Annotated in this window: 25 protein-coding genes; 15 read left to right on the top strand and 10 right to left on the bottom strand. The window is 60.0% G+C overall.

The annotated features are described in order from the left end of the window. Positions 1–35 precede the first annotated feature (35 nt). Positions 36–1,094 carry a right-handed parallel beta-helix repeat-containing protein gene (locus tag HNQ72_RS14005; protein ID WP_183992799.1) on the top strand — a complete coding sequence of 353 codons (1,059 nt, stop codon included), beginning with the start codon at positions 36–38 and terminating at the stop codon, positions 1,092–1,094. An 18-nt stretch (positions 1,095–1,112) separates the two neighbouring features. Here HNQ72_RS14005 and pyrF read toward each other — a convergent pair whose 3' ends face one another. From pyrF to dnaN, 4 genes are all read right to left on the bottom strand, one after another. Next, positions 1,113–1,823 (bottom strand): orotidine-5'-phosphate decarboxylase, encoded by a 711-nt coding sequence (pyrF, locus tag HNQ72_RS14000; protein WP_183993139.1) that lies wholly within the window; start codon positions 1,821–1,823, stop codon positions 1,113–1,115. 5 nt (positions 1,824–1,828) lie between these two features. Then, on the bottom strand, positions 1,829–2,416 hold the full coding sequence (locus HNQ72_RS13995) for a histidine phosphatase family protein (RefSeq protein WP_183992798.1): 588 nt from the start codon (positions 2,414–2,416) through the stop codon (positions 1,829–1,831). 68 nt (positions 2,417–2,484) lie between these two features. Next, on the bottom strand, positions 2,485–3,078 hold the full coding sequence (pmtA, locus tag HNQ72_RS13990; protein ID WP_183992797.1) for a phospholipid N-methyltransferase PmtA: 594 nt from the start codon (positions 3,076–3,078) through the stop codon (positions 2,485–2,487). A 143-nt stretch (positions 3,079–3,221) separates the two neighbouring features. Then, positions 3,222–4,340 carry a DNA polymerase III subunit beta gene (gene dnaN, locus HNQ72_RS13985; protein WP_183992796.1) on the bottom strand — a complete coding sequence of 373 codons (1,119 nt, stop codon included), beginning with the start codon at positions 4,338–4,340 and terminating at the stop codon, positions 3,222–3,224. A 255-nt stretch (positions 4,341–4,595) separates the two neighbouring features. Between dnaN and rsmI the strand changes: the two genes are divergently transcribed. The 8 genes from rsmI (at position 4,596) to HNQ72_RS13945 (ending at position 13,137) form a co-directional block, all read left to right on the top strand. Next, positions 4,596–5,516, top strand: coding sequence for a 16S rRNA (cytidine(1402)-2'-O)-methyltransferase (gene rsmI, locus HNQ72_RS13980; RefSeq protein ID WP_244654371.1), 921 nt, complete (start codon positions 4,596–4,598; stop codon positions 5,514–5,516). Next, positions 5,516–5,890 (top strand): YraN family protein, encoded by a 375-nt coding sequence (locus HNQ72_RS13975; protein WP_148146035.1) that lies wholly within the window; start codon positions 5,516–5,518, stop codon positions 5,888–5,890. The genes rsmI and HNQ72_RS13975 overlap by 1 nt, the downstream gene beginning before the upstream one ends. A 130-nt stretch (positions 5,891–6,020) precedes the next feature. Then, positions 6,021–7,319 (top strand): extracellular solute-binding protein, encoded by a 1,299-nt coding sequence (locus tag HNQ72_RS13970; RefSeq protein WP_183993138.1) that lies wholly within the window; start codon positions 6,021–6,023, stop codon positions 7,317–7,319. An 81-nt stretch (positions 7,320–7,400) separates the two neighbouring features. Next, positions 7,401–8,384: an ABC transporter permease subunit gene (locus HNQ72_RS13965; protein WP_244654372.1), complete on the top strand. Its 984-nt coding sequence runs from the start codon at positions 7,401–7,403 to the stop codon at positions 8,382–8,384. Positions 8,385–8,395: 11 nt separating this feature from the next. After that, entirely contained in the window at positions 8,396–9,238 is an 843-nt protein-coding gene (locus tag HNQ72_RS13960; protein WP_183992795.1) for an ABC transporter permease subunit, read from the top strand. Between the two features lie 11 nt (positions 9,239–9,249). Further along, positions 9,250–10,347 (top strand): sn-glycerol-3-phosphate import ATP-binding protein UgpC, encoded by a 1,098-nt coding sequence (locus HNQ72_RS13955; RefSeq protein ID WP_183992794.1) that lies wholly within the window; start codon positions 9,250–9,252, stop codon positions 10,345–10,347. 128 nt (positions 10,348–10,475) lie between these two features. After that, on the top strand, positions 10,476–11,426 hold the full coding sequence (gene gshB, locus HNQ72_RS13950) for a glutathione synthase (RefSeq protein ID WP_183992793.1): 951 nt from the start codon (positions 10,476–10,478) through the stop codon (positions 11,424–11,426). 175 nt (positions 11,427–11,601) lie between these two features. Then, entirely contained in the window at positions 11,602–13,137 is a 1,536-nt protein-coding gene (locus HNQ72_RS13945) for a YifB family Mg chelatase-like AAA ATPase (RefSeq protein WP_183992792.1), read from the top strand. A 58-nt stretch (positions 13,138–13,195) separates the two neighbouring features. Here the strand turns inward: HNQ72_RS13945 and cysK are convergent, their stop codons facing one another. Continuing rightward, a complete protein-coding gene (gene cysK / locus HNQ72_RS13940; protein ID WP_183992791.1) occupies positions 13,196–14,161 on the bottom strand; it encodes a cysteine synthase A in 966 nt (321 codons plus the stop codon). Between the two features lie 209 nt (positions 14,162–14,370). Further along, positions 14,371–14,841, bottom strand: coding sequence for a dUTP diphosphatase (gene dut, locus HNQ72_RS13935; protein ID WP_183993137.1), 471 nt, complete (start codon positions 14,839–14,841; stop codon positions 14,371–14,373). Positions 14,842–14,940: 99 nt separating this feature from the next. On the opposite strand from dut, the gene HNQ72_RS13930 reads away from it, so the two are divergent. After that, entirely contained in the window at positions 14,941–16,521 is a 1,581-nt protein-coding gene (locus tag HNQ72_RS13930) for a peptide chain release factor 3 (RefSeq protein WP_183992790.1), read from the top strand. Positions 16,522–16,542: 21 nt separating this feature from the next. Here the strand turns inward: HNQ72_RS13930 and HNQ72_RS13925 are convergent, their stop codons facing one another. Beyond that, positions 16,543–17,127: an IMPACT family protein gene (locus HNQ72_RS13925; protein ID WP_183992789.1), complete on the bottom strand. Its 585-nt coding sequence runs from the start codon at positions 17,125–17,127 to the stop codon at positions 16,543–16,545. 152 nt (positions 17,128–17,279) lie between these two features. Here HNQ72_RS13925 and HNQ72_RS13920 point away from each other — a divergent pair, with 152 nt between their 5' ends. The 5 genes from HNQ72_RS13920 (at position 17,280) to HNQ72_RS13900 (ending at position 21,102) form a co-directional block, all read left to right on the top strand. Beyond that, the gene (locus tag HNQ72_RS13920) at positions 17,280–18,314 is read left to right on the top strand and encodes an iron ABC transporter substrate-binding protein (protein ID WP_183992788.1); all 1,035 of its coding nucleotides are present in this window, start codon (positions 17,280–17,282) and stop codon (positions 18,312–18,314) included. Further along, a complete protein-coding gene (locus HNQ72_RS13915) occupies positions 18,314–19,345 on the top strand; it encodes a FecCD family ABC transporter permease (RefSeq protein WP_183992787.1) in 1,032 nt (343 codons plus the stop codon). Before HNQ72_RS13920 ends, HNQ72_RS13915 begins: the two co-directional genes overlap by 1 nt. Further along, positions 19,342–20,124 carry an ABC transporter ATP-binding protein gene (locus tag HNQ72_RS13910; protein WP_183993136.1) on the top strand — a complete coding sequence of 261 codons (783 nt, stop codon included), beginning with the start codon at positions 19,342–19,344 and terminating at the stop codon, positions 20,122–20,124. The genes HNQ72_RS13915 and HNQ72_RS13910 overlap by 4 nt, the downstream gene beginning before the upstream one ends. A gap of 2 nt (positions 20,125–20,126) precedes the next feature. Further along, positions 20,127–20,654 carry a tRNA (N6-threonylcarbamoyladenosine(37)-N6)-methyltransferase TrmO gene (tsaA, locus tag HNQ72_RS13905; protein ID WP_183992786.1) on the top strand — a complete coding sequence of 176 codons (528 nt, stop codon included), beginning with the start codon at positions 20,127–20,129 and terminating at the stop codon, positions 20,652–20,654. A 160-nt stretch (positions 20,655–20,814) separates the two neighbouring features. Further along, a complete protein-coding gene (locus HNQ72_RS13900; RefSeq protein ID WP_183992785.1) occupies positions 20,815–21,102 on the top strand; it encodes a putative quinol monooxygenase in 288 nt (95 codons plus the stop codon). A 57-nt stretch (positions 21,103–21,159) separates the two neighbouring features. Here the strand turns inward: HNQ72_RS13900 and HNQ72_RS13895 are convergent, their stop codons facing one another. The 3 genes from HNQ72_RS13895 to otsB all read right to left on the bottom strand — a co-directional run bounded on the left by HNQ72_RS13895 (position 21,160) and on the right by otsB (position 23,674). Continuing rightward, the gene (locus tag HNQ72_RS13895; protein ID WP_112507101.1) at positions 21,160–21,369 is read right to left on the bottom strand and encodes a TOBE domain-containing protein; all 210 of its coding nucleotides are present in this window, start codon (positions 21,367–21,369) and stop codon (positions 21,160–21,162) included. 78 nt (positions 21,370–21,447) lie between these two features. Further along, positions 21,448–22,827: an alpha,alpha-trehalose-phosphate synthase (UDP-forming) gene (gene otsA, locus HNQ72_RS13890; protein WP_183992784.1), complete on the bottom strand. Its 1,380-nt coding sequence runs from the start codon at positions 22,825–22,827 to the stop codon at positions 21,448–21,450. A 37-nt stretch (positions 22,828–22,864) separates the two neighbouring features. Next, positions 22,865–23,674 carry a trehalose-phosphatase gene (otsB, locus tag HNQ72_RS13885; protein ID WP_183992783.1) on the bottom strand — a complete coding sequence of 270 codons (810 nt, stop codon included), beginning with the start codon at positions 23,672–23,674 and terminating at the stop codon, positions 22,865–22,867. Positions 23,675–23,701: the final 27 nt, after the last annotated feature.

Here is a 23,701-nt window from a genome sequence, read left to right as displayed (position 1 = left end):
TATTCGAGATCGGGCGAATCAGGAGGCAAGTCAATATGGTGCGATACGCATTCCCTTTGTCAGCGGGTCTATTTCTGGCGATCGGCTCGCCACTGTTCACACTCTCATCCGATGCGCAGGCTGCTGCATGCCCGGCAAATGTCATGGATGCGCTGCGCGCGCCGGCCGGCAAGGATGCAAAGCCGGTCGATATCCGCTGCGATGTCACCCTGAACAAGAATGACAGGATCACTCAGCGCATCACGTTTTCAGGTAGTCGCGCCTCCGGCGTCGTGTTCGATTGCAATGGCGCAATGATCGACGGCAGCGGCACGAAGGCGAGAACGGTTTTGATCCAGTCTCGCAAGGGAGGAGATGGCAAGTGGAGCGTGCCCACCGACATCACCATCCGCAATTGCCAGATCAAGGGCGATCTGCGCATCCAGGGGCTTGGAAACAACGGCCAGGCTAAGGAAGTGAAGGCATCCTCGAACAAGGATGGGCACACGCAGCGGGCACAGGCTGCAGCGCCGACCGGTATCCTGCTCGACAATCTTGCCTTTTCCGGCAGTGTCGGCGTGCCGCTCTATCTCGCGCCAGGTGTGACAAGGGTCACGCTGCAGAATTCACGCTTTACGGGCAAGGCAAGTTCGACCGTTGTTTATCTCGACGCTGAATCCGCCGGAAATGTCATCACCGGCAACACATTCGCCGCTCGCCCCGAATGGCGCGAAGTCATCGCGGTGGACGGGTCTGCGAGCAACCGCATCGAGAACAATACATTCGTGAACCCGCTTTCTGGCGGGGTCTATCTCTACCGCAATTGCGGCGAGGGCGGCACCTTCCGCCATCAGTCGCCGCAGGGCAACATCATCAGCGGCAACACCTTTAAGTATGATGTGCCGGTGGCGCGTCCGGCAGTCTGGATTGGCAGCCGGCAGGGGCTGAGCATGTTCAACAGCTATTGCCTCGTCCAGCCCAAGATGCTGCTTGGCGGGCTGGATCACAACGACGGCGCGAATAACAACACCGTCGTCGATAATCGTCTTCCTGGCGGAAACCCGAACCTGATTGTCGATGAAGGCTCCCGTAACCGGGTTTCCAACAATCGTTAGTCTCGCCTTTCGGTCGGGTCAGGCGTTGTTGGCGGGCCAGAGAGCATCCCGCATCTCGGCAAGAATTGCCTCTGCGGATGCCTTCGGGTCGTCGGCCTTGACGATCGGGCGGCTGACGACGAGGTGCGTGGAACCGGCCTTCAGAGCGTCGAATGGCGTCACGACACGCTTCTGATCGCCGGCATCTGCGCCTTTCGGACGGATGCCGGGAGTAACGATAGCCATGTCGGCGCCGACGATTTCACGCACGGCGGCGGATTCTTCCGCAGAGCAGACGATGCCGCCCATGCCGGCATCGCGTGCTTGCGCCGCGCGGGTGCGAACCAGTTGTTCCGGCGTCTGGGCGTAGCCGGCCTCGGTCACGTCGGCTGCATCCATCGAGGTCAGCACGGTCACGCCGAGCAGGCAGAGATCCGATCCCTTGGCGGCTTCGACCGCTGCACGCATCGCCTTCGGATAGGCGTGCAGGGTCAGCATGGTCATGCCCATCTTCGCAATGTTCTCGACGCCCTTCGCCACCGTGTTGTCGATATCGAGCAGCTTCATATCGAGAAAAATCTTCTTGCCGTCCTTGGCAAGGTCACGGGCAAATTCCAACCCGCCGGCAAATACCAGCTGATAGCCGATCTTGTAGAAAGAGACGCTCTCGCCGAGCGTGGCGACCATCTTTTCGGCCTCGGAAACGGTCGGGATATCGAGGCCCACGATCAGTCGGTCACGCGCTTGCATGTTGGTCATTCCCCTTGCCATGTTTCTATCGGGGTCCAGTCGCACGAGACAGCGCGATCCGCAAGGGAGAAGCAGAAGAGATTTCCGCCGCCACCCGGCTGATCCTGGTTTCTGGAGATTGGCATTTGCCGCAGATGACATTTCAACAGCGTGCCGACCCCGCCGTGACCGACAAAAGCGATCGGCATGTCTGGATTGTGATCGGAAAGGATGCGGTCGAAGGCCGAAACGATGCGGGACTGCGCATCCGCAGCCTTTTCCCAGCCCCTGAAGCTTTCGGTGGGATTGGCGAAGAACCAGTCCGCCGCCGCCTCGAATTCCGGCGGCGCAAGAAAGCCGGTGGCCGACCGGTCGTTTTCATGCGTGTCGGGAGCGATCATGATCGGGACGTCGTTGGATGCGGCCAGAATCTCCGCCGTCTCGATAGCCTTGGTCTCGTCGCTCGAAATGATGCGCCCGAGCTTTTGCGCCCAAGGGAGCAGCGCTGCTTTCTCGGCACGCTGTCGGCCGAGATCGGACAGACCCCATTGCGGCACCGGCACATTGGCGTCGATGCGCACCTGCGGGTGGGTGATATAAAGGCCGAAGGTCATGCCGGTCAAAGCTCCACAGCGGGTCGAAATCGATCCCGCTTACACCGGGCCATTGACGCGAGTGTGAACTAGGCCCGTGTATAGGTCCAGAGCTGTGCCGGGGGGATATTCCGCACGACAAAATCATAATGCTTGATCTTGTAGCGATCCGGATTGGCGATGATCGGAGAGACCGGGCCATAGGTGATCTGCATCACCGGCCGTCCGGCCGGCATGCGGTCGAGCAGGTCTTCAAGAAGCGCGATACGGCTTTCCATCGGAAAGCTCAGCATCGGGATGGCGGAGATCACGCTGTCGAAGATGACGGACTTCATCTCCCCGAGCGTCTTGTCGAGTGCAAAAGCGTCGCCATTGATGAAATGTACGCCTTCATAGGCCTTGATCAGGTTCTGGTAGAAATCCGTCGAATATTCGATCGAAACCAGGTTCTCCGGCGCGATGCCTCGTTCCAGGATCGCCTTGGTGATGACGCCCGTGCCCGGGCCGAGTTCAAGCACGGGCAGGCCCGATGAGGAGTTGATGACGCTCGCCATGCGCTTGGCGGTGACGGAAGAGGTGGGGCAGATCGCGCCTACGCTTTTCGGGCCATCCATCCAGCCTTTGAAGAAACGGATTTCCTCGTCGAACTTCCGGCCGAGCCGTTCCTTCAAGCGTAATTCCATCTAGTTACCTCTCCCGGTTTTCATGCCTATTTGGTCGTCCGACCTCAGGGGTCAAGGTCAATGACGCAAAGGCAGGAAAGAATGTCGCAATTAGAAAACGGCATAAAAAAGGCGGCTCGGAATTTCCGGCCGCCTCGATTGTTTTATACGCGCATTGGCATCAATACATAGAGCGCATCGTCTCCCGCCGTATCGCGGACCAATGTCGGTGAGCCCGCATCCGCCAGCATGAAGATGGCGTCGTCGCCGGAAAGCTGGGCCGTGATGTCGAGAAGGTATTTGGCGTTGAAGCCGATTTCCATCGGATCGTTCTCGTATCCGACCGCAACTTCTTCCGTCGCGCTGCCCGAATCCGGGTTGTTGACCGTCAGCATCAGCTGGCCGTCCGTCAGCGCAAGCTTTACCGCGCGGCCACGCTCCGACGAAATGGTCGATACGCGATCGACGGCCTTGGTGAAGGTCTGGCAATCGACGCGCATTTCCTTGTCGTTGCCGGTCGGGATGACGCGCTGGTAGTCGGGGAACGTGCCGTCGATCAGTTTCGACGTCATGATGATGTCGGCGATCGTCAGGCGGATCTTGGCGTCGGAAACCTCGACGGTGACCAGTGCTTCCGGATCATCTACCAGCTTCTGCAGTTCACCAACCGTCTTGCGCGGAATGATGATGCCCGGCATGCCTTCCGAACCGGAAGGAGCCTGAACGTCGGCGCGTGCAAGGCGGTGACCGTCGGTGGCAACGGCGCGTAGCTTCAGATCGCCGCCAGCCTCGATCGTGTGGAAGAAGATGCCGTTCAGGTAATAACGGGTCTCTTCGGTGGAGATCGCGAACTGCGTCCGGTCGATCAGCATCTTCAGATCGGTCGCCTTCAGCTTGAACGTATGGCTGAACGAACCGGCGGTCAGATCCGGGAAATCGGTTTCCGGCAGGCACTGCAGCGAGAATTTCGAACGGCCGGACTGGACCGTCATGGAGCCGCCATCAGGATTGGTGGCGAGCAGGACTTCCGAACCGTCGGGCAGCTTGCGCACGATTTCGTAGAGAAGATGTGCGGGAACCGTGGTCGCGCCGGCCTGCTCGACCATCGCCGGAACGGATTCGGTGATCTCCAGATCCAGGTCCGTCGCCTTCAGTTCGACGCTGGCGTCGGAAGCGCGCATCAGAACGTTGGAAAGGATCGGAATTGTGTTGCGGCGCTCGACCACGCGGTGAACGTGGCTCAACGACTTAAGAAGATTGGACCGCTCGAGAGTAATACGCATGGACTCAACCGCTTTCGACCTGGGTGTCCCGGGAGGCGGGGCACCGGATATTCTTCGGCTTTCGCAAGCCGGACGATGTGGAGGGGCAAAATGGCAGAGATCAGCCTTTGAACGCAAGAGCATATGCGGGGTGTCCGCTTCATTTCGGCACTTGCAATAGACCTGCACACAGAAAACTTGGGCCCGTGCCGCTTGCGGGCCGCCATCGCCTTGACCATAAAGGGCTTATGATCATCCAACTGAATTGCGAAGCTCGTGGCTGGACCTGCTGAAGCGACCCGCGGCTACCGCGTCGCCAATACTTTTGTGCCTTCGCGCCCGCTGGAGCCGGCGCTTTATCTCGTTGCCACGCCAATCGGCAATCTCGGCGATATCACGCTGCGCGCGCTTGAAACGCTCGCCGGTGCCGATGTGCTGGCCTGCGAAGATACGCGCGTCACCCGCGTACTTCTCGATCGCTATGGCATCGCCAACAAACCTTACGCCTATCACGAGCATAATGCCGATGAGATGGGGCCAAGGCTGCTGGCGGCACTGGAACAGGGAAAGTCCGTGGCTCTGGTCTCCGATGCCGGCACGCCGCTTGTCTCCGATCCGGGTTATCGGCTCGGACAGCTGGCCATCGAGGCGGGCCATCGGGTAGTCCCCATTCCGGGCGCTTCGGCGCCTCTCGCCGCGCTGGTTGCTTCCGGTCTTCCGAATGATGCCTTCCTGTTTGCCGGTTTTCTGCCGGTGAAGGAAAAAGGACGCCGCGACCGACTGGCGGAACTGTCGAAAATTCCCGCAACGCTGATATTCTTTGAATCTCCGCATCGCATTACCGCCACGCTGGCCTCCGCTGCCGATGTTCTGGGGCCGGGCCGCGCGGCTTGTGTTGGGCGCGAACTGACCAAGGCCTTCGAGGAGATCAGCCGCGCGTCGCTCGGAGAGCTTGCTGAAGCCTTCGACGGTCGCAACGTCAAGGGTGAGATCGTCTTCCTCGTCGGGCCGCCTGCCTATGATGATGTGCCGGCGGCTGTCGATGTCGATGTGCTGCTGGAGGAGCTGGCATCATCCATGCCCGCGGCAAAGGCTGCGGCGGAAGCGGCACGTCTGACAGGCCTTTCGAAGCGAGACCTCTATCAACGGCTGGTTACCATGAAAGATGCCGCCATGAAGGACAAGGATGAGGGCTGATGGGGCGCGGAGCCGAGGACAGGCGGCATAAACGCCGGCGCGCCGAACGGCGCGGCCACGTCTCCGAATATCTCGCAGCTCTCTATCTTCTCTTTAAAGGGTATCGGATACTGAAGTTCCGATACCGGACACGGCTTGGCGAAATCGATATCGTCGCCCGCAAAAACACTCTTATCCTGTTTGTCGAGGTCAAGGCGCGCGCCCGAGAAGCTGACGCGATCGATGCGGTCGGTTACGGCGCCCAAAGGCGGATAAGGGCTGCAAGTGATATCTGGCTGTCGCGCCGCCGTGACGCCCATCTTCTATCCTGCCGTTACGATATTATCGCCGTCCTGCCCTGGCGTTTGCCCCGGCATTTTCCGGATGCTTTTTGACGGTGTTGTGAAGTTTTTGCAAAGCTGTGCAAACGTCACAAATCTGAAACAGAACTGTTAAGAGCCTGTCACGGGCAAGCCCTATTGCGATCCTCGATCCAACCAAGGCGGAGAGGACGTAACCATGACCATGATCAAGAAATTTTCGATGGCCGCGATGGCAGTTGCAATGTCTGCAACCTCCTCGCTCGCAGCAACAAACATCACCTGGTGGCACGGCATGGGCGGCCGCAACGGTGAAGTCATCAACGAAGTCTCGCAGAAGTTCAACGCTTCGCAGACCGCCTGCAACCTGACGCCGATCTCCAAGGGCACCTACGAGGAAGCTCTGGCAACCGGCATCGCCGCTTTCCGTTCGGGCGAACAGCCGAACATCCTCCAGGTCTTCGACGCTGGTGCAGCCACCATCATCAACGCCAAGGGCGCAACCGTTGCTGCTGAAGATCTGATCAACAACGCAGGTTACAAGTTCGACCGCAACGCGTTCATCGAAGGCGTTCGTTATTTCTACGCCGACTCGAAGGGCAAGTTCATCGGCATGCCGTTCAACTCTTCGGCTCCGATCATGTACGTCAACCCGCAGGCTTTCGAAAAGGCCGGCGTTGCCGTTCCGAAGACCTGGGAAGAGTTTGAAACTGTCGCTCCGAAGCTCAAGGAAGCCGGCTTCATCCCGATGACCGCTTCGCAGCTGACCTGGCAGTTCACCGAGAACTTCTTCTCGCGCCAGAACATCCAGTTCGCAAACAACAACAACGGTTACGACAGCGTTGTCGACACCAAGATGAACCTCACTGACAAGAACCTTGTCATGATGTTCGAAAAGCTGAAGGCTTGGTCTGACGCAGGTCTCTACAAGTTCTACGGCGCAAGCTGGAACGACAACCAGAAGCCTTTCGAAGAAGGCAAGGTTGCTATGTGGATCGGTTCTTCCGGTTCCTTCGGTGGCCTGCAGAAGACCGCTTCCATGCCATTCTCGGCTGATTTCCTTCCCTACTGGTCGAGCATCAAGGGCGCCGGCACCAACACCTTCATCGGTGGCGCTGCACTCTTTGCAATGGCCGGCAAGCCGGAAGCCGAAAACAAGTGCACGGCTGACTTCTTCCAGTTCCTGACCTCGCCGGAAATCCAGAAGTTCTACCACCAGGCTACCGGTTACGTCGCCATCACCAAGGCTGCTTACGAACTGGCCAAGAAGGAAGGCTACTACGAAAAGACCCCGGTTGCTGAAGTCGGCATCAAGCAGCTGATGCTGCCGTCGGGCGAATGGTCCAAGGGCTACCGCCTCGGCTTCTACCCGCAGATCCGTTCCATCATGGAACGCGAATACAACAAGATCTTCTCGGGCGAAACGACCGTTCAGAAGGCCTTCGAAACCATCGAGAAGGAAGGCAACGACCTCCTCACCCGTTTCGCCAAGACCGCTGGCTGATAGCCATCTCCCATCATGGTCCGTCCGCTCCCTATAAGGGGCGGGCGGGCTCTTTTGTAATTGCAAGAAAGGGGAGAACTCGTGGCCTATACGACGTCACAACCGCAGCCCGGCGGTTTCCTGTCCCGTCTCGGTTTCGGGGGCAAGGCACGCAGCAGGAAGACTGCCGTCGCGGCGGAAGAAATGAAGCGTGTGCAGTTCACCTCGCCCGTTCTGCCCTATCTGTTTCTTTTCCCGCAGCTCGCGGTGATCTTCATCTTTTTCTACTGGCCCTCGGTCCAGGCGGTAAGTTCGTCCTTTTACCTTGAGGACCCGTTCGGCTTCGGCTCCACCTTCGTGGGCTTGAGCAACTACACCGATGTGATCTTCAGCTCTGAATACCAGTCGATTGCGCTGTTCACGGCCGTTTTCACTGTGCTCGTCACCTTCCTGTCGCTTTCGCTGGGATTGCTGCTCGCCGTCAAGGCCGACCGCGTCATCCGTGGCGCCTCGACCTACAAGACGTTGCTCATCGCCATCTACGCCATCGCAGCCCCCGTTTCGGGCCTGATCGGCATGATGATCTTCGACCAGCATGTCGGCCCCTTCGTGAAGATGATGTCTTATTTCGGCTGGCATATGCAGGTTGGCCTGAACTATTACGACACGGCCTTCGCCATGACGGTTGTCGCCGTCTGGAAGCAGATCCCCTACAATTTCATCTTCTTCCTGTCGGGTCTGCAGAACGTGCCGGTCTCCGTGCGCGAAGCGGCAATGATCGACTGCCGCTCGGGCATGCGCCGTTTCTGGACGGTCATCCTTCCGCTTCTGGCGCCGACCGCCTTTTTCCTCCTGACCATCAACGTCACCTACGCGCTGTTCGACACGTTCGGCATCATCGACGTCATGGTCAAGGACAAGCCCGCCAACAACCCGGTCACGCTGGTCTACAAGGTCTATGCCGACGGTTTCCGCGGCAATGACATCGGCGGCTCTTCGGCCCAGTCGGTCATCCTGATGATCGTGGTTTTCGTCCTCACCATCTTCCAGTTCCGCTTCATCGAGCGGCGCGTCCACTACAATTGAGAGGACAGACCATGTATCGCACCAAGTTTTCCGATCATCTCGTCCTCATCCTCGGCTCGCTGTTTCTCTGCATGCCGGTCGTGGTCGCTTTCATGACGTCCACCCACACGGCAGCTGACATTCACATGAATGGCCTGTCGCTCGCCTGGGGCGACAACTTCATCGCCACCTACGAAAAGGTGCTGACGCAGAAGGGCGGCTTTACCGGCGATATCACCGGCGCTCGCATGGTGATGAACTCGTTGATCCTCGGTGTCGGTTTCGCCATCGGCAAGATTCTCCTGTCGATGATGGCCGCCTATGCCATCGTCTATTTCCGTTTCCCCATGGCGACACTCTCCTTCTGGGTGATCTTCACCACCCTGCTTCTGCCGCTCGAAGTGCGCATCATGCCCTCCTATCAGGTCATGTCGGATCTCGGGCTGCTGAACACCTATAGCGGCCTGATCGTGCCTTTGCTGGCCTCGGCCACCGGCACCTTCTACTTCCGCCAGTTCTTCAAGTCCGTGCCGGAAGAACTGCTGGAAGCGGCTCGAATCGATGGTGCAGGTCCGTTCAAGTTCTTCATCGACATTCTGGTGCCGATCTCGCGCACCATGATCGCCGCGATCTTCATCATCATGTTCGTCTATGGCTGGAACCAGTATCTCTGGCCGATGATGATGACGACCGACGAGAGCTTCTTCACGCTGATGCGCGGCATCAAATCCATCCTTCAGGTCTGGGTCGGCTCGAACATCCCCGATTACAACGAGGCATTCGCCCTGGCGGTTCTCGCCATGCTCCCGCCCGTGGCAATCGTGGTGATCTTCCAGAGCTGGTTCATCAAGGGCCTGACCGAAAGCGACAAGTAAGGAAAACGACAATGGCCGCGATCGACATCAGCAGCGTTGGCAAGATTTATAACGGCGGCGTCCGTGCCGTCACCGATATCGACCTCGACATAAAGGACGGCGAGTTCATCGTCCTCGTCGGCCCTTCCGGCTGTGGCAAGTCCACGCTTCTGCGCATGGTCGCAGGCCTTGAGGCCATTTCCGAAGGCACGGTGAAGATCGGTGACCGCGTGGTCAACGAGGTCGAACCCGCCGACCGGGACATCGCCATGGTGTTCCAGAACTATGCGCTCTACCCGCATATGACGGTGCGCCAGAACCTCGAATACGGGTTGAAGAACCGCAAGACGCCGAAGGCCGAGATCGATGCTCGCGTAGCCGAGGCCGCCCGCATGCTCGAAATCACCCAGTATCTGGATCGCAAGCCGCGCGCGCTTTCCGGTGGTCAGCGCCAGCGTGTTGCCATGGGCCGCGCCATCGTCCGCAAGCCCGCGGCCTTCCTTTTCGATGAGCCGCTGTCGAACCTCGATGCCAAGCTGCGCGTTTCCATGCGCGGCGAGATCAAGCGCCTGCAGCGCCGCCTCGGCACGACCTCGATCTACGTCACCCATGACCAGTTGGAAGCGATGACGCTTGCCGATCGTCTCGTCGTCCTCAACGGTGGAAAGATCGAGCAGGTCGGTTCGCCGCTGGATGTCTATCACACCCCGGCCTCAACCTTCGTGGCTAGCTTCATCGGCTCTCCGGCCATGAACCTTGTCAAGGCGGAGCTGCAGGGCGACAGGCTCGCCATCGGCCCGTCGCAGATTTCGCTCAACGGTTACGCGCCGACCTCCGGTGCCGTAACCGTCGGCCTGCGCGCCGAAGACCTGCGCGTGGTATCGTCTGCCGAAGGCATGCCCTTCACCGTCGAATATGTCGAGGAACTCGGCTCGCAGCGTCTCGCCCACGGTCTGGTCGGCGATCAGGCCGTGACGATTGCGCTGTCCGGCGAAGCCGAAATCACGGACAGCATGCGGCTTTCGATCGACCCGTCGAAGCTGCATTTCTTCGACGCCGAGACAGGCAGGCGTCTGGATGTGCGTGCGCCCGCAACGGCAGTCGCCGCAGTGGCCGAGCCGGTCGCCTGAAGCGCCGGATCCATGCGAGTTTGATCTGTGCGGCCGGGATTGTTCCCGGCCGCATTGCTTTCGGGCCTATGCCATCCTAAATCAGGCAAGCCCAAATTCAGGCGGCATCTTTATCGGGGACGAAACTCATGGCGCATGTTCGCAAGGTCGCAATCCAGATGGACCATATTTCCAGCATCAACATTGCTGGCGATTCCACCTTCGCAATGACCTTGGAGGCCCAATCCCGCGGCTACGAGCTTTTCCATTACACGCCCGATCGCCTGACCATGCGCGACGGCAAGATCTTTGCGGCGGTTGAGCCGCTGCAGGTTCGCGACATCAAGGGTGACCATTTCACGCTTGGTGAAAAGCAGCGCGTCGATCTCTCTCAGATGGACGTCGTGCTTCTGCGCCAGGATCCGCCCTTCGACATGGGTTACATCACCTCGACCCATCTTCTTGAGCGCGTTCATCCGAAGACGCTCGTCGTCAACGACCCGGCCTGGGTGCGCAATTCGCCGGAAAAGATCTTCGTCACCGAATTCGCCGACCTGATGCCGCCGACCTTGATCTCGCGTGATCCGGAAGAAATCGCCGCCTTCCGCCAGGAGCTGGGCGACATCATCCTGAAGCCACTTTACGGCAATGGCGGCGCCGGCGTTTTCCATTCCGCCCGCGATGATCGCAACTTCACCTCGCTTCTGGAAATGTTCGGCCAGATGTATCGCGGCGAGCCCTATATCGCCCAAGGTTATCTGAAAGAGGTCCGCAAGGGCGACAAGCGCATCCTGCTCGTTGATGGCGAGCCGGTCGGCGCAATCAACCGTGTCCCGGCCGAAACCGACAGCCGCTCCAACATGCACGTTGGCGGTCGCGCCGAGCCGACCGAGTTGACGACCCGCGAAAAGGAAATCTGCGCCCGCATCGGACCTGCCCTGCGCGAGCGCGGCTTCATCTTCGTCGGCATCGATGTGATCGGCGACTACATGACCGAGATCAACGTGACCTCGCCGACCGGCATCCGCGAAGTGAAGAAATTCGGCGGCGCCGATGTCGCAAGCCTGATGTGGGATGCGATCGAAGCCAAGCTCAACTGAGGTTAGTCTTCGATGTGACGGAGAGGCGCCTGACCGGGCGCCTTTTTTGTTTCGTTTGTTCGATTTTTGTTCTTGTTTTAATTCTTGCGCCGTGTCAGCTTATGGTTGTGGTGGCGCGAAGGCAGGCCGTGGGGCAGGGCAGTCGTTCCGGACATGATCTGTGGGAGCGATTGGCATGGTTTCACGCGTCAGTACCATTGCATTCCAGGGCATAGAAGGCGTTCCCGTCGACGTTCAGGTCATGGTCGGCCCGGGCAAGATGGGCATGCATATCGTCGGCCTGCCGGACAAGGCGGTTGCAGAAAGTCGCGAGCGGGTACAGGCCGCACTCCATGCCTCCGGCCTCGCCATGCCGCCGAAAAAGGTGACGGTCAATCTCGCGCCGGCGGATCTGCCCAAGGAAGGCTCCCATTTCGATCTGGCCATCGCACTCGGCCTGATGACGGCACTTGGTGCCATTCCGGGAGATGCGGTCTCCGATCATGTCGTCATCGGCGAATTGAACCTCGATGGCACGCTGGCGGCCGTCGCCGGCGCGCTTCCCGCAGCGATCAGCGCCAATGCCGTCGGCAAAGGTTTGATCTGCCCTGCAGATAGCGGATCGGAAGCGGCCTGGGCCGGACCGGATGTCGATATTATCGCCCCGCGCAGCCTGATCGCGCTCGCCAATCATTTTCGCGGTACTCAGGTCATCTCGAGGCCACAGCCCGCCATTCGGGCACTCCCGGCCAATTTGCCGGATCTGGCCGAGATCAAGGGGCAGGAAAGCGCCAAGCGGGCCTTGGAAGTCGCGGCGGCTGGCGGACATAATCTGCTTTTTGTCGGTCCTCCAGGATCAGGCAAGTCGATGCTGGCGGCCCGGCTTCCCTCCATCCTGCCACCGCTTTCGGCAGCCGAACTGCTGGAAGTCTCGATGATCCATTCGATCGCCGGCCAGCTTTCAGGCGGAAAACTCTCGGATCGCCGACCCTATCGCACGCCCCATCATTCGGCCACCATGGCGGCACTTGTCGGCGGCGGCCTGCGGGCAAAACCGGGCGAGGCGTCGCTTGCCCATCACGGTGTCCTGTTTCTCGACGAGTTTCCTGAATTCTCGCCGCAGGTACTGGATGCCCTGCGCCAGCCGCTGGAGACCGGCGAATGTGTCATCGCCCGCGCCAATCACCGTGTTTCCTATCCGGCCAGTATCCAGCTCATCGCGGCGATGAACCCCTGCCGCTGCGGAATGGCGGGTGAACCCGGTCATTCCTGCGCCCGCGGACCGCGCTGTGCATCGGATTATCAGGCCCGCATTTCCGCGCCGTTGATGGATCGTATCGATATCCGCATCGACGTGCCGGCGGTGTCCGCATCGGACCTGATCCGGCCTGCGCCTGCCGAAAGCAGCGCCGACGTCGCCAAACGCGTTTATGCAGCGAGAGAACTGCAGCAGGATCGTTATCTTGCGGCGGGCCTGTCGGGGCCGCTCACCAATGCGCGCTGCTCGACCGCACTGATCGAGAAGGTGGCGGAGCCTGATGCGTCCGGCCTGCAACTGCTGAGGGATGCGGCGGAGAAACTGAAATTCTCCGCTCGCGGATATCATCGGGTTCTGAAAGTCGCCCGCACACTCGCCGATCTCGACGGAAAGCCGACCGTCGGCCGGCTGCATCTGGCGGAGGCGATTTCCTACCGCATGGCCAGCGAGCTGCTGGCCATCGCAGCGGCTTGAGGGGAGGGGGAGAGCAATTCCAGCGAAACTGGGAACCGGTTTTGCGTCCGGAAATGCTCTAGCCGCCCAGTCCGTCGAACAGCGCGGTCGAAAGATAACGCTCTGCGAAGGACGGGATGATGACGACGATCGTCTTGTCGGCATTTTCGGGGCGGCTGCCCACTTCGATGGCTGCCTTCAGAGCTGCACCGGAGGAAATGCCGACCGGCACGCCTTCGAGAGCGGCCACATGGCGGGCCGTCTCCAGAGCGTCGGCGCTCGCAACCGTGACGATCTCGTCATAGATCTTCGTATCGAGGATCTTTGGCGCAAAGCCCGCGCCGATGCCCTGGATCTTGTGCGGACCGGGTTCGCCGCCGGAAAGAACGGGCGATTCCTTCGGCTCGACGGCAATGACCTTCAGGTCAGGCTTGCGGCCCTTAAGCACCTGGCCGACGCCGGTGATCGTGCCGCCGGTGCCGATGCCGGCAACAAAGATGTCCACCTTTCCGTCGGTATCGTTCCAGATTTCCTCGGCCGTCGTCTTGCGGTGGATTTCCGGATTGGCCTCATTTTCGAACTGCTGCGGAATGATCGCATCCGGAAGCGTTGCGGCAAGTTCTTCCGCCTTGGCGATCGCGCCCTTCATGCCCTTCGGGCCTTCGGTCAGAACCAGTTCCGCACCAAGCAGCGCCAGCATCTTGCGACGCTCTACGGACATGGTTTCCGGCATGGTCAGGATCAGCTTGTAACCCTTGGCGGCAGCCGCAAAGGCAAGCGCGATACCGGTATTGCCCGAGGTCGGCTCGACAAGCGTGGTCTTGCCGGCAGTGATCTTGCCCTGTGCTTCCAGGCTTTCGATCATCGCAACGCCGATCCGGTCCTTGACCGATGCGATCGGGTTGAAGAACTCGAGCTTGGCGAGGATCGTGGCCTTCACGCCCTTTTCCTTCGCCAGCTTGTCCAGCCTTACGAGTGGCGTGTCACCGATCGTCTCGGTGATCGAGGAATAGATGCGGCCACGGCCCGGTTTGTTCACCGACATTGTCGTTTCTCCACTAGAACAGTTGGTCGAAAAATAGTGTTCGAAGGGGCAACAAGCGAGGACGATTTCGTCTCGGGACATCAAAAAAAGGCGAAATATCCTTCTATCGATGACGGGCCTGGCGCAAAGCCATGCTGCAGTTGAAGCAATCTTGATAGCCGTCAACGTCGGCGCGCGCCGTTTGGCGCCACGCCCTTGCGTCGATCAAGTCAAACGCCGGTCGAGCCGAAACCTCCGGTACCGCGTACGGTCTCCGTCGTTTCGCTGATTTCGGCTACCTGCACCTGCGTCACCGGCGCAATAACCATCTGGGCGATGCGCATGCTGCGGGTGATGACGAAATCGTCTTCGCCGAGATTGATCAGCAGCACCTTCACCTCGCCGCGATAATCGCTGTCGATCGTGCCGGGCGTGTTGAGGCAGGTGATGCCGTTCTTGAAGGCAAGGCCGGAGCGCGGACGGATCTGCGCCTCGAAACCTGGAGGGACCTCGAAGATGAAGCCTGTCGGCACCAAAGCGCGCTTGCCTGGAGCCAGCGTCATCGGTTCGTTTTCGGCCACCGCAGCACGCAAATCCATGCCGGCGGCACCGGTGGTTTCATAGGAGGGAAGATCCAGGCCATCGCCATTCGGCAGGCGGACGAGATTGAGCTTGGGGGAAGACGGGGTGTGAGCGTTCATCATTCCATTAGCCCGGTCACGGCTGCCGAGGTCAAACACGAATTGAAACTTATCCACTAAGTCGCTAGATACGCGGCAACTCGAAGGATTGTTGCTGACATGGCCGAAACTCTGGCAGAGGCGGTTTCTCGCCGCCGTACATTTGCGATCATCGCCCACCCGGACGCGGGCAAGACGACGCTGACCGAAAAACTGCTTCTGTTCGGCGGTGCCATTCAGCTCGCCGGTGAGGTCAAGGCGAAGAAGGATCGCATCCAGACGCGGTCCGACTGGATGAAGATCGAGCGCGAGCGCGGCATTTCGGTCGTTACCTCGGTGATGACCTTCGAATACAATGACAAGGTCTTCAACATCCTCGATACGCCGGGTCACGAAGACTTCGCCGACGATACCTATCGCACGCTGACGGCGGTCGATGCTGCCATCATGGTCATCGACGCCGCCAAGGGTATCGAGCCGCGTACGCTGAAGCTTTTCGAAGTCTGCCGCATGCGCGACATCCCGATCATCACCTTCGTCAACAAGATGGACCGCGAAAGCCGCGACATCTTCGAGATTCTCGATGAGGTCGAAGAGAAGCTGGCGCTGGATACCGCTCCGATCACCTGGCCGATCGGCCGCTCCAAAAGCTTCTGCGGCTCCTATCATCTTGCCGAAAACAAGGTGCGTGGTCCTGATAGCGAAGAGGCGATCTCGGTCAACGGCCCGCAGGCCGTCATGGACCGCCTGCCGGAAAACGAGCGCGCCGCTTTCGTCGAAGAGGTGGAGCTGGCGCTTGAAGCCTGCCGCCCGTTCGACCGCCAGGCCTTCCTCGAAGGCCATATGACGCCGGTCTTCTTCGGTTCGGCACTGCGCAATTTCGGTGTGCGTGACCTGATCAATGCGCTCGGCGATTTCGCCCCGCCGCCGCGCGACCAGGTGGCCGATATCCGCACCGTCCATGCCGCCGAAGACAAGATGACGGCCTTCGTCTTCAAGATCCAGGCAAACATGGACCCCAACCACCGCGACCGTATCGCGTTTGCGCGTATCTGCTCCGGCAAGCTGGAGCGCGGCATGAAGGCAAGGCTTGCCCGCACCGGCAAGCAGCTCGGCCTCACCGCGCCGCAGTTCTTTTTCGCCTCGCAGCGCCACATTGCCGATACGGCCTATGCCGGCGACGTGGTCGGCATTCCGAACCACGGCACGCTTCGTATCGGCGACACGCTGACCGAAGGCGAGTCGCTGGTCTTCCAGGGCGTCCCGAACTTCTCGCCGGAAATTCTCCGCCGCGTGCGGTTGGGGGATGCGATGAAGGCAAAAAAGCTCAAGGAAGCCCTGCAGCAGATGGCGGAAGAAGGCGTCGTGCAGCTCTTCCAGCCGGAAGATGGCTCGCCTGCCATCGTCGGCGTCGTCGGCGCGCTGCAGCTCGACGTGTTGAAGGAGCGGCTTTCAGCGGAATACAGCCTGCCGGTCTCTTTCGAAATGTCGCGCTTCTCTGTCTGCCGCTGGATTTCGTCGGACAACAAGGTGGATCTGGAGAAATTCCTCACCGTCAAGCGCGGTGATATCGCCCGCGATCTCGATGGCGATCCGGTATTCCTGGCCCAGGATGCGTTTTCGCTGCGTTATGAAGCTGAGCGTTATCCGTCGATCAAGATGGCCGCCATCAAGGAATATCACGTCGCCAAGGCAGCGTGATAAAAGGCGGCGTGATCCCGATCAATCGATCTTCAGCTCCGACCTGCCGCTGGTGAGGTCGGAAATCAGCCGCGACACGGCCTCGACCTCTGCTTCCGGTACGCGAAGCACGAGGTCGGCCCCGGTTGCGGTAAACTGCTCCTCGGCGATGCCGAGGTCGACGATCGCCTGAAGCCGCGCCTTGACGCGCGCCAGATCCGAAAAGTCGAGCCGCACGTGACCTTCCACGGAAGGCTTCAGCTCCACCATCGGAGCGCTTCTCAGGCATGCGGCCGCCGTGCCGCCATAGGCTCGCACCAGACCGCCGCTGCCGAGCAATATCCCGCCGAACCACCGGGTCACGATCACCACGACATTGGTCAAAGATTGGCCGTCGATTGCGGCCAGGATCGGTTTTCCCGCCGTGCCGCTCGGCTCTCCGTCATCGGAAAACCGATAGGCCGCCCCGATCCGCCATGCCCAGCAATTGTGGTTGGCGCCGGCCTCTGCATGGGCAGCAATCGCCGCCTTCGCTTCCTCTTCGGTCGCGATCGGGAGCGCGATCGCCAGAAACCGGCTTTTCTTGATGATCTGCTCGAATGTTGCTGTCTGCTCTAGCTGGAACATTATTGAGCTTTATCGCCCGGATTACCGCAATGGAAGTGGCCCGCACCTTCCGTCACACCTGATCGATTTAGGCAATCTCCTTCACTACGAGATATTCCATCGGATATCTCGTAGTGCCATACTGGGTTCCATTCTGTTCGGGGGAGCCCATCATGCTGAAGCTGATCAGCGCCGTTACCATTGCCTTTCTGTCCATCTGTAGCACCTCCGTCTGGGCGCGGCCATTTACCGACGCGGGTGGCCGCACTGTCGAGATTCCGGACAATGTCACCCGTGTCCTGACTGCCGGTCCTCCGGCTTCCGTTCTTGTTTATGTGCTCGCGCCCGAAAAGCTGACCGGCTGGGTGCGCGAACCGAGCGGTGAGGAAAAGCAGTTCCTGCTCCCCTCCGTCCGTGATCTGCCGACCTATGGTCGACTGACGGGCCAGGGCGGCACCGCCAATATGGAGGCGGTCATCGCGGCAAAACCCGATCTCATCATCGATGTCGGCTCCGTCAACCCGACCTATATTTCGCTGGCCGACAAGGTGCAGCAGCAGACCGGTATTTCCTACGTGTTGATTGACGGCAGTTTTGCGAATTCGGCAAAAACACTGCGCCAGGTCGGAGAGCTGCTCGGCGTTACGCCGCGTGCAGAAGAGCTTGCGGCCTATGCCGAAACCACGCTGAAGGATCTGGGCGAGGGGCTTGCCAAAGTGCCGGCCGGCGAACGGCCGAAGGTCTATTATGGCCGTGGCCCGGAAGGGCTGGAGACGGGGCTTTCCGGCTCGATCAACCTCGAGATCCTCGAAGCTGCCGGCGCCACCAATGTCGCGGCCGCTGCCGGCAAGGGCGGGCTCACCAATGTCTCGCTGGAGCAGGTGCTCGGCTGGAACCCGGAAATCATCCTCGGTGCCAGCCCGAAATTCATTTCCGCGGTAAAGAACGATCCATCCTGGGCAAGCGTTGCGGCGGTCAAAAATGGCAAGGTGTTTGCCGCACCATCGCTTCCCTTCGGCTGGTTCGACTCGCCCCCCGGCATCAATCGCCTGATCGGCATCCGCTGGCTGGAAGCGCTGCTTTATCCCAAAACCTTTGACGTGGACCTGAAGGCGGATGTGCAGAAATTCTTCAAGCTCTTCTATCAGGTCGAGGTCACGGATGCTCAGCTCGATACCCTTCTGAAGGGCGCGATCGAAAAGCACTGATGAACAGCGCGCAAGATCCTGATCGCGGAAACCGGAAGCTGGTCGTCTTCGGCATCCTTGGTGTAACCGTGCTGGCGATGGCCTCGATGGCGATCGGCAAATATTCGGTGCCACCCTCGGCTATCCTGCGCGTTCTCTTTGCCGGTTTGACCGGTGGTCAGCCGGATGTCGATCCGATCCAGCAGACGGTGATCTGGAATGTCCGTCTGCCGCGGGTGATTGCGGGCCTACTGATCGGTGCGGCATTGGCTGCGGCCGGTGCCACCTATCAGGGCCTGTTTCGCAATCCGCTCGTTTCTCCGGATATTCTCGGCGTGTCTGCAGGTGCCAGTCTCGGCGCAGTGCTCGCCATCTTCCTGAAAATGCCGGTGCCTGTCATCCAGCTCATGAGCTTTTTCGGCGGGCTGCTGGCCGTCGCAGCCGTTTACGGCGTGGGAGCCGCCGTGCGCGGCCGTGACCCTGTGCTGACGCTGGTCCTGGCCGGCGTCGCGATCGGTGCCATCGTCGGCGCGGGTATCTCACTGGTCAAGATCCTTGCCGATCCCTATGACCAGCTGCCGGCCATCACCTATTGGCTGCTTGGCAGCCTCACGGCCGTTACCCGCGCTGATGTCGGCTCCATCCTGCCGGCCATGGTCATCGGTCTTCTGCCGCTTGTGGCTCTGCGCTGGCGCATGAATGTCATGACACTGGGCGATGAAGAGGCTCAGACGCTGGGTGTCGATACCAGACTGATGCGTCTGGCGCTGATTTTCGGTGCAACGCTGATCACGGCCGCCTCCGTGTCGATTGCCGGTATCGTCGGATGGGTTGGTCTGGTGATCCCGCATGTCGCGCGATTGCTGGTCGGCCCGGACTTCCGCCGGCTTCTGCCCGCCGCGCTTTTGCTTGGCGGCGGCTACATGCTGGTCGTCGACACCCTGGCGCGCAGCGTGGCGCTGGCCGAAATCCCGCTCGGTATCCTGACCGCCGTCGTCGGAGCGCCGTTCTTCCTCTGGCTGCTCGCATCCGGCAAGAGAGGCTGGTCCTGATGCTGGAGCTGCGTGATCTCGCCTTCGGTTACGGCACTCGCCAGGTCGGCGGCGGCGTCAGCCTGATCTTGCGCCCCGGCGAGGTTCTGGCGTTGCTCGGGCCCAACGGTGCCGGCAAGACGACCTTGTTCAAGACCATGCTCGGCCTTTTGGCTCCACTCGGCGGAGAGGTTTTTCTCGATACCGCGCCGCTCGAAACACTCGATCGAAAAGAGCGAGCAAGGTGCATCGCCTATGTGCCGCAGGCGCATGCCGCCCTGTTTCCATTCACCGTGCGTGATGTCGTTCTGATGGGACGTGCGGCACAGGTAGCGCCCTTTTCCGCACCTGGCCGTACCGATCGCGAGGTGGCATCGGCCGCACTCGAAAGGCTAGGCATGGCGCATCTTTCGGACCGGCCCTATACCGAAATTTCGGGTGGCGAACGGCAGATGACACTCATTGCCCGTGCCTTGGCGCAACAGCCGAAAGTGCTGGTCATGGATGAACCCGCAGCCAGTCTGGACTACGGCAACCAGATGCGGGTGCTCGGCCATGTCCGCCGGTTGGCGAGCGAAGGCATGGCGGTGGTGCTCTCCACCCACAATCCCGATCATGTCTTCATGGTCGCCGATCGCGTTGCCATGCTGCACGAGGGACGTCTGGCAGGGCTCGGGGCCCCGGCGGATGTTCTGACGGTTGAGCGGGTGAAACAGCTTTATAACATCGAGGTGGTGATGGGCGTGCTGCCGGGCGGCAGCTCCAAGGTCTGCTCACCGCGTCTTGGACCAGGAGATTGAGAATGGTGCGCGAGAACGAAATCCGTCAGAACGAGGTGTCGGTGACGCCGCCAGCGCCGACTGATGCGGGCCTTACCTTCATCGGTGTCATTTCGACGCCCTGGACATCCCGCATGGAAACGCCTCGCCAGGGTCGGCATGACGGGCCGCTTTGCAGGATCGAGATCTATGAGCCATGGGTTGCGGCGCTGAAAGGCGTCGAGGTCTTCGAGCGGCTCGAAATTCTCTATTGGCTTCATCAGTCGCGCAGGGATCTGGTGCTGCAGAGCCCGGCGAGCAATGGCGAAGTGCATGGCACATTTTCGCTGCGCTCGCCTGTCCGGCCGAACCCGATCGGAACCTCCATCGTCAAGCTGGAAGGTGTCGAAGGCAATGTGCTTCTGGTGCGCGGACTTGATTGTCTCGACAGCACGCCGCTGATCGATTTGAAGCCGGATCGCACCCTGTTCAAGCCGATCGCGCCGCCGCAGCCCGGTGACTACCAGACTGACGTAAACGCTCCGACTGCGCATTATTGTCAGAAGGCTTGAGCCGTCAGGCGTAAGGCACCGTCCCTGACGTATTTACAACCATTCGTCTCTTGAATGAAGCAAGGTTCTTGGCTCCCTTTAAGCGGGGATGGTCCCATGCCGGACCGCCCCGACCCTTCGGTTTGGAAGGGCCTTATTTCATGCATTTAGGAGCAATCACATGATTGAAGCCATTTTTGCCTTTCGCGCCAAACCCGGCAAGGAAGACCAGCTTCGCGAAGCGACATTGGCAATCGTCGAGCCCACGCGACGCGAGGAAGGCTGCATCCAGTTTGTAGTCCTTGAGGACATCAATACACCCGGCACCTTCTTCATCCGCGAAACATGGCGGGATCAGGCAGCCTTGGATGAACATTTTGCGCAGCCCTATCTCAAGGCGCTTGGCGAGATTCACAAGGAAATTCTGGCCGAACCGCTCAAGCAGCACACGCTCAAGGTTTACGACTGAGCGAGGAAATTCTGTTGGCGGCGAATGGGGCGGAATCTCTCCGCCCCACGAATGTGATCAGTCGATAGCGACCATCACGTCCGAAGCCTTGATCACGGCATAGGCGTCGGAACCGACGGTAAGTTCGAGCTCGTCTACTGCTTCGTTGGTGATCGAAGAGGTGACGATCAGGCCGTTGCCGAGGTCGATGCGCACATGGGCCGTTGTTGCGCCCTTCTTGACGTCGACGACCTTGCCCTTGAAACGATTGCGTGCGCTGATCTTCATCGTGGTTCTCCTATGCCAGATTGAGTGGCCGCCAACCAATCCGGTGTACGGCCGCCTGTCAAGCGGGACGGATGCCCGTCAATCCGTCGTCAGGTCCTTGAGAAAATCGTCGCACCAGCGGTTGATGTCGTATTCCAGAAGATGGTTCATCATCTTTTCCCAGCGCTGCTTGCGCTCGTCGAGCGACATGCTGAGGCCGCGGGCGATGGCATGTGCCGTGCCCTCGATATCGTAAGGGTTGACCAGCAAAGCGCCGGTCAACTCGCGGGCAGCACCGGCAAAACGCGAGAGCACCAGCACGCCCGGATCTTCCGGGTCTTGGGCTGCTACATATTCCTTGGCGACGAGGTTCATGCCGTCGCGTAGCGGCGTGACGAGCCCGATCTTGGCAAGGCGGTAGAGGCCGGCCAGAAGAGGTCGCGGCACGGACCGGTTCACATAGCGGATTGGGGTCCAGTCGACCTGGCCGAGAGCGCCGTTGACGCGTCCGGCCTGTTCGGCCACCGTTCGCTGCATCTGTTCGTATTCCGGAACCTCGGAGCGGGATTTCGGCGTGACCTGCAGATAGGTCACCTTGTTCTGATAGGCAGGGTTCAGCCGCACGAACTGTTCGAACGCATCGATACGCTGGGTAATGCCCTTGGAATAATCCAGCCTGTCCACGCCGATGATGAGATCGCGGCCTTCGATGCTTTCCTTGGCCTTCTTCACCATCGCATTGCGTGATGCCTTCACCGCATATTTGGCAAAGGCCTCGGTTTCGATGGAGATCGGATAAGCGCCGCCCTTGAAGGTGCGGCCGTAGGTGGAGAATTTTTTGCCACCCTCAAGCCGCTCTCCAATCCCTTCGCGCACAAGGCCGCCGCCGAAATTGTCGAGGTCGAAATCGGTGTGAAAGCCGACGAGGTCATATTGCGATAGCCCGCGCATGATCTGCTCATGCACCGGCATCGCAAACAGCACGTCTGCCGGCGGCCAGGGGATGTGCAGGAAGAAACCGATCTTGTTCTTGAAGCCCATCTGTCGCAATTCGGCCGCCAGCGGGATCAGGTGATAGTCATGCACCCAGATGATGTCGTCTTCCTTGAGGAGCGGCGCCAGCTTGTGGGCGAAGAAACGGTTGACGCGAAAATAGCCCGCCATTTCCTTGCGGCCATATTCCGCCAGATCCAGCCGGTAGTGGCAGATCGGCCAGAGCACCCGGTTGGCAAAGCCGTGGTAATATTCCTCGACATCGGTATCGGTGAGGTCGGTCAGCGCATAGGTGATGTTACCGATCTCGCGGACATCCAGTTTTTCCGGCTCGCGATCCCCGCTGGAATTGCCCGACCAGCCCATCCAGATGCCACCGCGCTCTTCGAGCGCCGCCTGCAGGGCAACGGCCAGACCGCCGGCCGGCGCATCGCCAGCCTTTTTGGGAACGGTGACACGGTTTGAAACGACCACAAGGCGGCTCAAATTAAATTCCTTCCAATGATGAAGTACAGCCGGCGCATTATCGAGAAAGACCAGCCAAAATATCGCGCAGCTCGGCCGCGGAAGAGATAAGCATCGCCGCCTGCGTGGTCTTCCCGTCAGGCAGGCTCGCCTCGCCGATCCTGATCGACAGGCCGCCAAGCACATTGGCGGTCGCAAACATGGCTTCGTCGGTCAGATCGTCACCGATCGCAACCGGTAAGCGGCCTTCAAAGCAGGGTTCGCTGAGGAAGCGTCGCACAGCTTCACCCTTGCTGGCTTGCGCCGGGCGAAGTTCGATCACCATCTTGCCGCGCTGTAAAATGAAGTCGCTGCCTGCATCTATGGCGGCGCGTTCCATCAGCGCTTCAAGCTCGGCCTGAAGTTGCGGTGCCTGCCGGTAATGCGCGCCGATTGCGGCCCCCTTGTCCTCGATCAGCACGCCGTCCAGTCCTGCGGCCTCTGTCGCAAGGCGTTCCTTCACCACTTCGAATTCCGGTGTCGTGGTGACGCGCTCTATCAGCCCATCCGACATCCGTCGTTCAGCGCCATGAAGGCCCGCGATCGGAAACCGGTAGGGTTCGAAAAGCCGGTCGGCATAAGGCAGGGCGCGGCCTGTTACCAGCGCCAGAGCGCCACCGAATTTTTTAGAGACCGTGTGAAGAGTGGTGGGGAGATCCGGTGGAACGATGATCCCATCAGGCGTGTCTGCCAGATCGATCAGCGTCCCGTCTATATCAAGAAACAGTGCCCAGCGGTCGAAGTCTCTGAGAAGACCCGAAACCACTGGTCCGGATGGTGTGAAACCGGAGGAATCCCGGGCTTCACGTGGCTTTGCTTGTTGCGACATGAAGTCGTATCTAGGCCGAGGTGGAAC

Source organism: Aliirhizobium wenxiniae (genome assembly GCF_014201355.1).
Taxonomy (GTDB): Bacteria; Pseudomonadota; Alphaproteobacteria; order Rhizobiales; family Rhizobiaceae; genus Neorhizobium; species Neorhizobium wenxiniae.
Note: the sequence above shows the minus strand (reverse complement) of the source record. Positions and strands in the feature narration are given on the sequence as shown.

Coding starts and splice junctions, on each gene's coding strand:
- gshB (WP_183992793.1), top strand. CDS start 10,476: ATGGCGCATGTTCGCAAGGTCGCAATCCAGATGGACCATATTTCCAGC.
- HNQ72_RS13975 (WP_148146035.1), top strand. CDS start 5,516: ATGGGGCGCGGAGCCGAGGACAGGCGGCATAAACGCCGGCGCGCCGAA.
- HNQ72_RS13895 (WP_112507101.1), bottom strand. CDS start 21,369: ATGAAGATCAGCGCACGCAATCGTTTCAAGGGCAAGGTCGTCGACGTC.
- HNQ72_RS13960 (WP_183992795.1), top strand. CDS start 8,396: ATGTATCGCACCAAGTTTTCCGATCATCTCGTCCTCATCCTCGGCTCG.
- dut (WP_183993137.1), bottom strand. CDS start 14,841: ATGAACGCTCACACCCCGTCTTCCCCCAAGCTCAATCTCGTCCGCCTG.
- HNQ72_RS13970 (WP_183993138.1), top strand. CDS start 6,021: ATGATCAAGAAATTTTCGATGGCCGCGATGGCAGTTGCAATGTCTGCA.
- HNQ72_RS13920 (WP_183992788.1), top strand. CDS start 17,280: ATGCTGAAGCTGATCAGCGCCGTTACCATTGCCTTTCTGTCCATCTGT.
- HNQ72_RS13955 (WP_183992794.1), top strand. CDS start 9,250: ATGGCCGCGATCGACATCAGCAGCGTTGGCAAGATTTATAACGGCGGC.
- dnaN (WP_183992796.1), bottom strand. CDS start 4,340: ATGCGTATTACTCTCGAGCGGTCCAATCTTCTTAAGTCGTTGAGCCAC.
- HNQ72_RS13995 (WP_183992798.1), bottom strand. CDS start 2,416: ATGACCTTCGGCCTTTATATCACCCACCCGCAGGTGCGCATCGACGCC.
- pmtA (WP_183992797.1), bottom strand. CDS start 3,078: ATGGAATTACGCTTGAAGGAACGGCTCGGCCGGAAGTTCGACGAGGAA.
- HNQ72_RS13945 (WP_183992792.1), top strand. CDS start 11,602: ATGGTTTCACGCGTCAGTACCATTGCATTCCAGGGCATAGAAGGCGTT.
- HNQ72_RS13915 (WP_183992787.1), top strand. CDS start 18,314: ATGAACAGCGCGCAAGATCCTGATCGCGGAAACCGGAAGCTGGTCGTC.
- otsB (WP_183992783.1), bottom strand. CDS start 23,674: ATGTCGCAACAAGCAAAGCCACGTGAAGCCCGGGATTCCTCCGGTTTC.
- HNQ72_RS13900 (WP_183992785.1), top strand. CDS start 20,815: ATGATTGAAGCCATTTTTGCCTTTCGCGCCAAACCCGGCAAGGAAGAC.
- HNQ72_RS13930 (WP_183992790.1), top strand. CDS start 14,941: ATGGCCGAAACTCTGGCAGAGGCGGTTTCTCGCCGCCGTACATTTGCG.
- tsaA (WP_183992786.1), top strand. CDS start 20,127: ATGGTGCGCGAGAACGAAATCCGTCAGAACGAGGTGTCGGTGACGCCG.
- HNQ72_RS13925 (WP_183992789.1), bottom strand. CDS start 17,127: ATGTTCCAGCTAGAGCAGACAGCAACATTCGAGCAGATCATCAAGAAA.
- HNQ72_RS14005 (WP_183992799.1), top strand. CDS start 36: ATGGTGCGATACGCATTCCCTTTGTCAGCGGGTCTATTTCTGGCGATC.
- pyrF (WP_183993139.1), bottom strand. CDS start 1,823: ATGCAAGCGCGTGACCGACTGATCGTGGGCCTCGATATCCCGACCGTT.
- cysK (WP_183992791.1), bottom strand. CDS start 14,161: ATGTCGGTGAACAAACCGGGCCGTGGCCGCATCTATTCCTCGATCACC.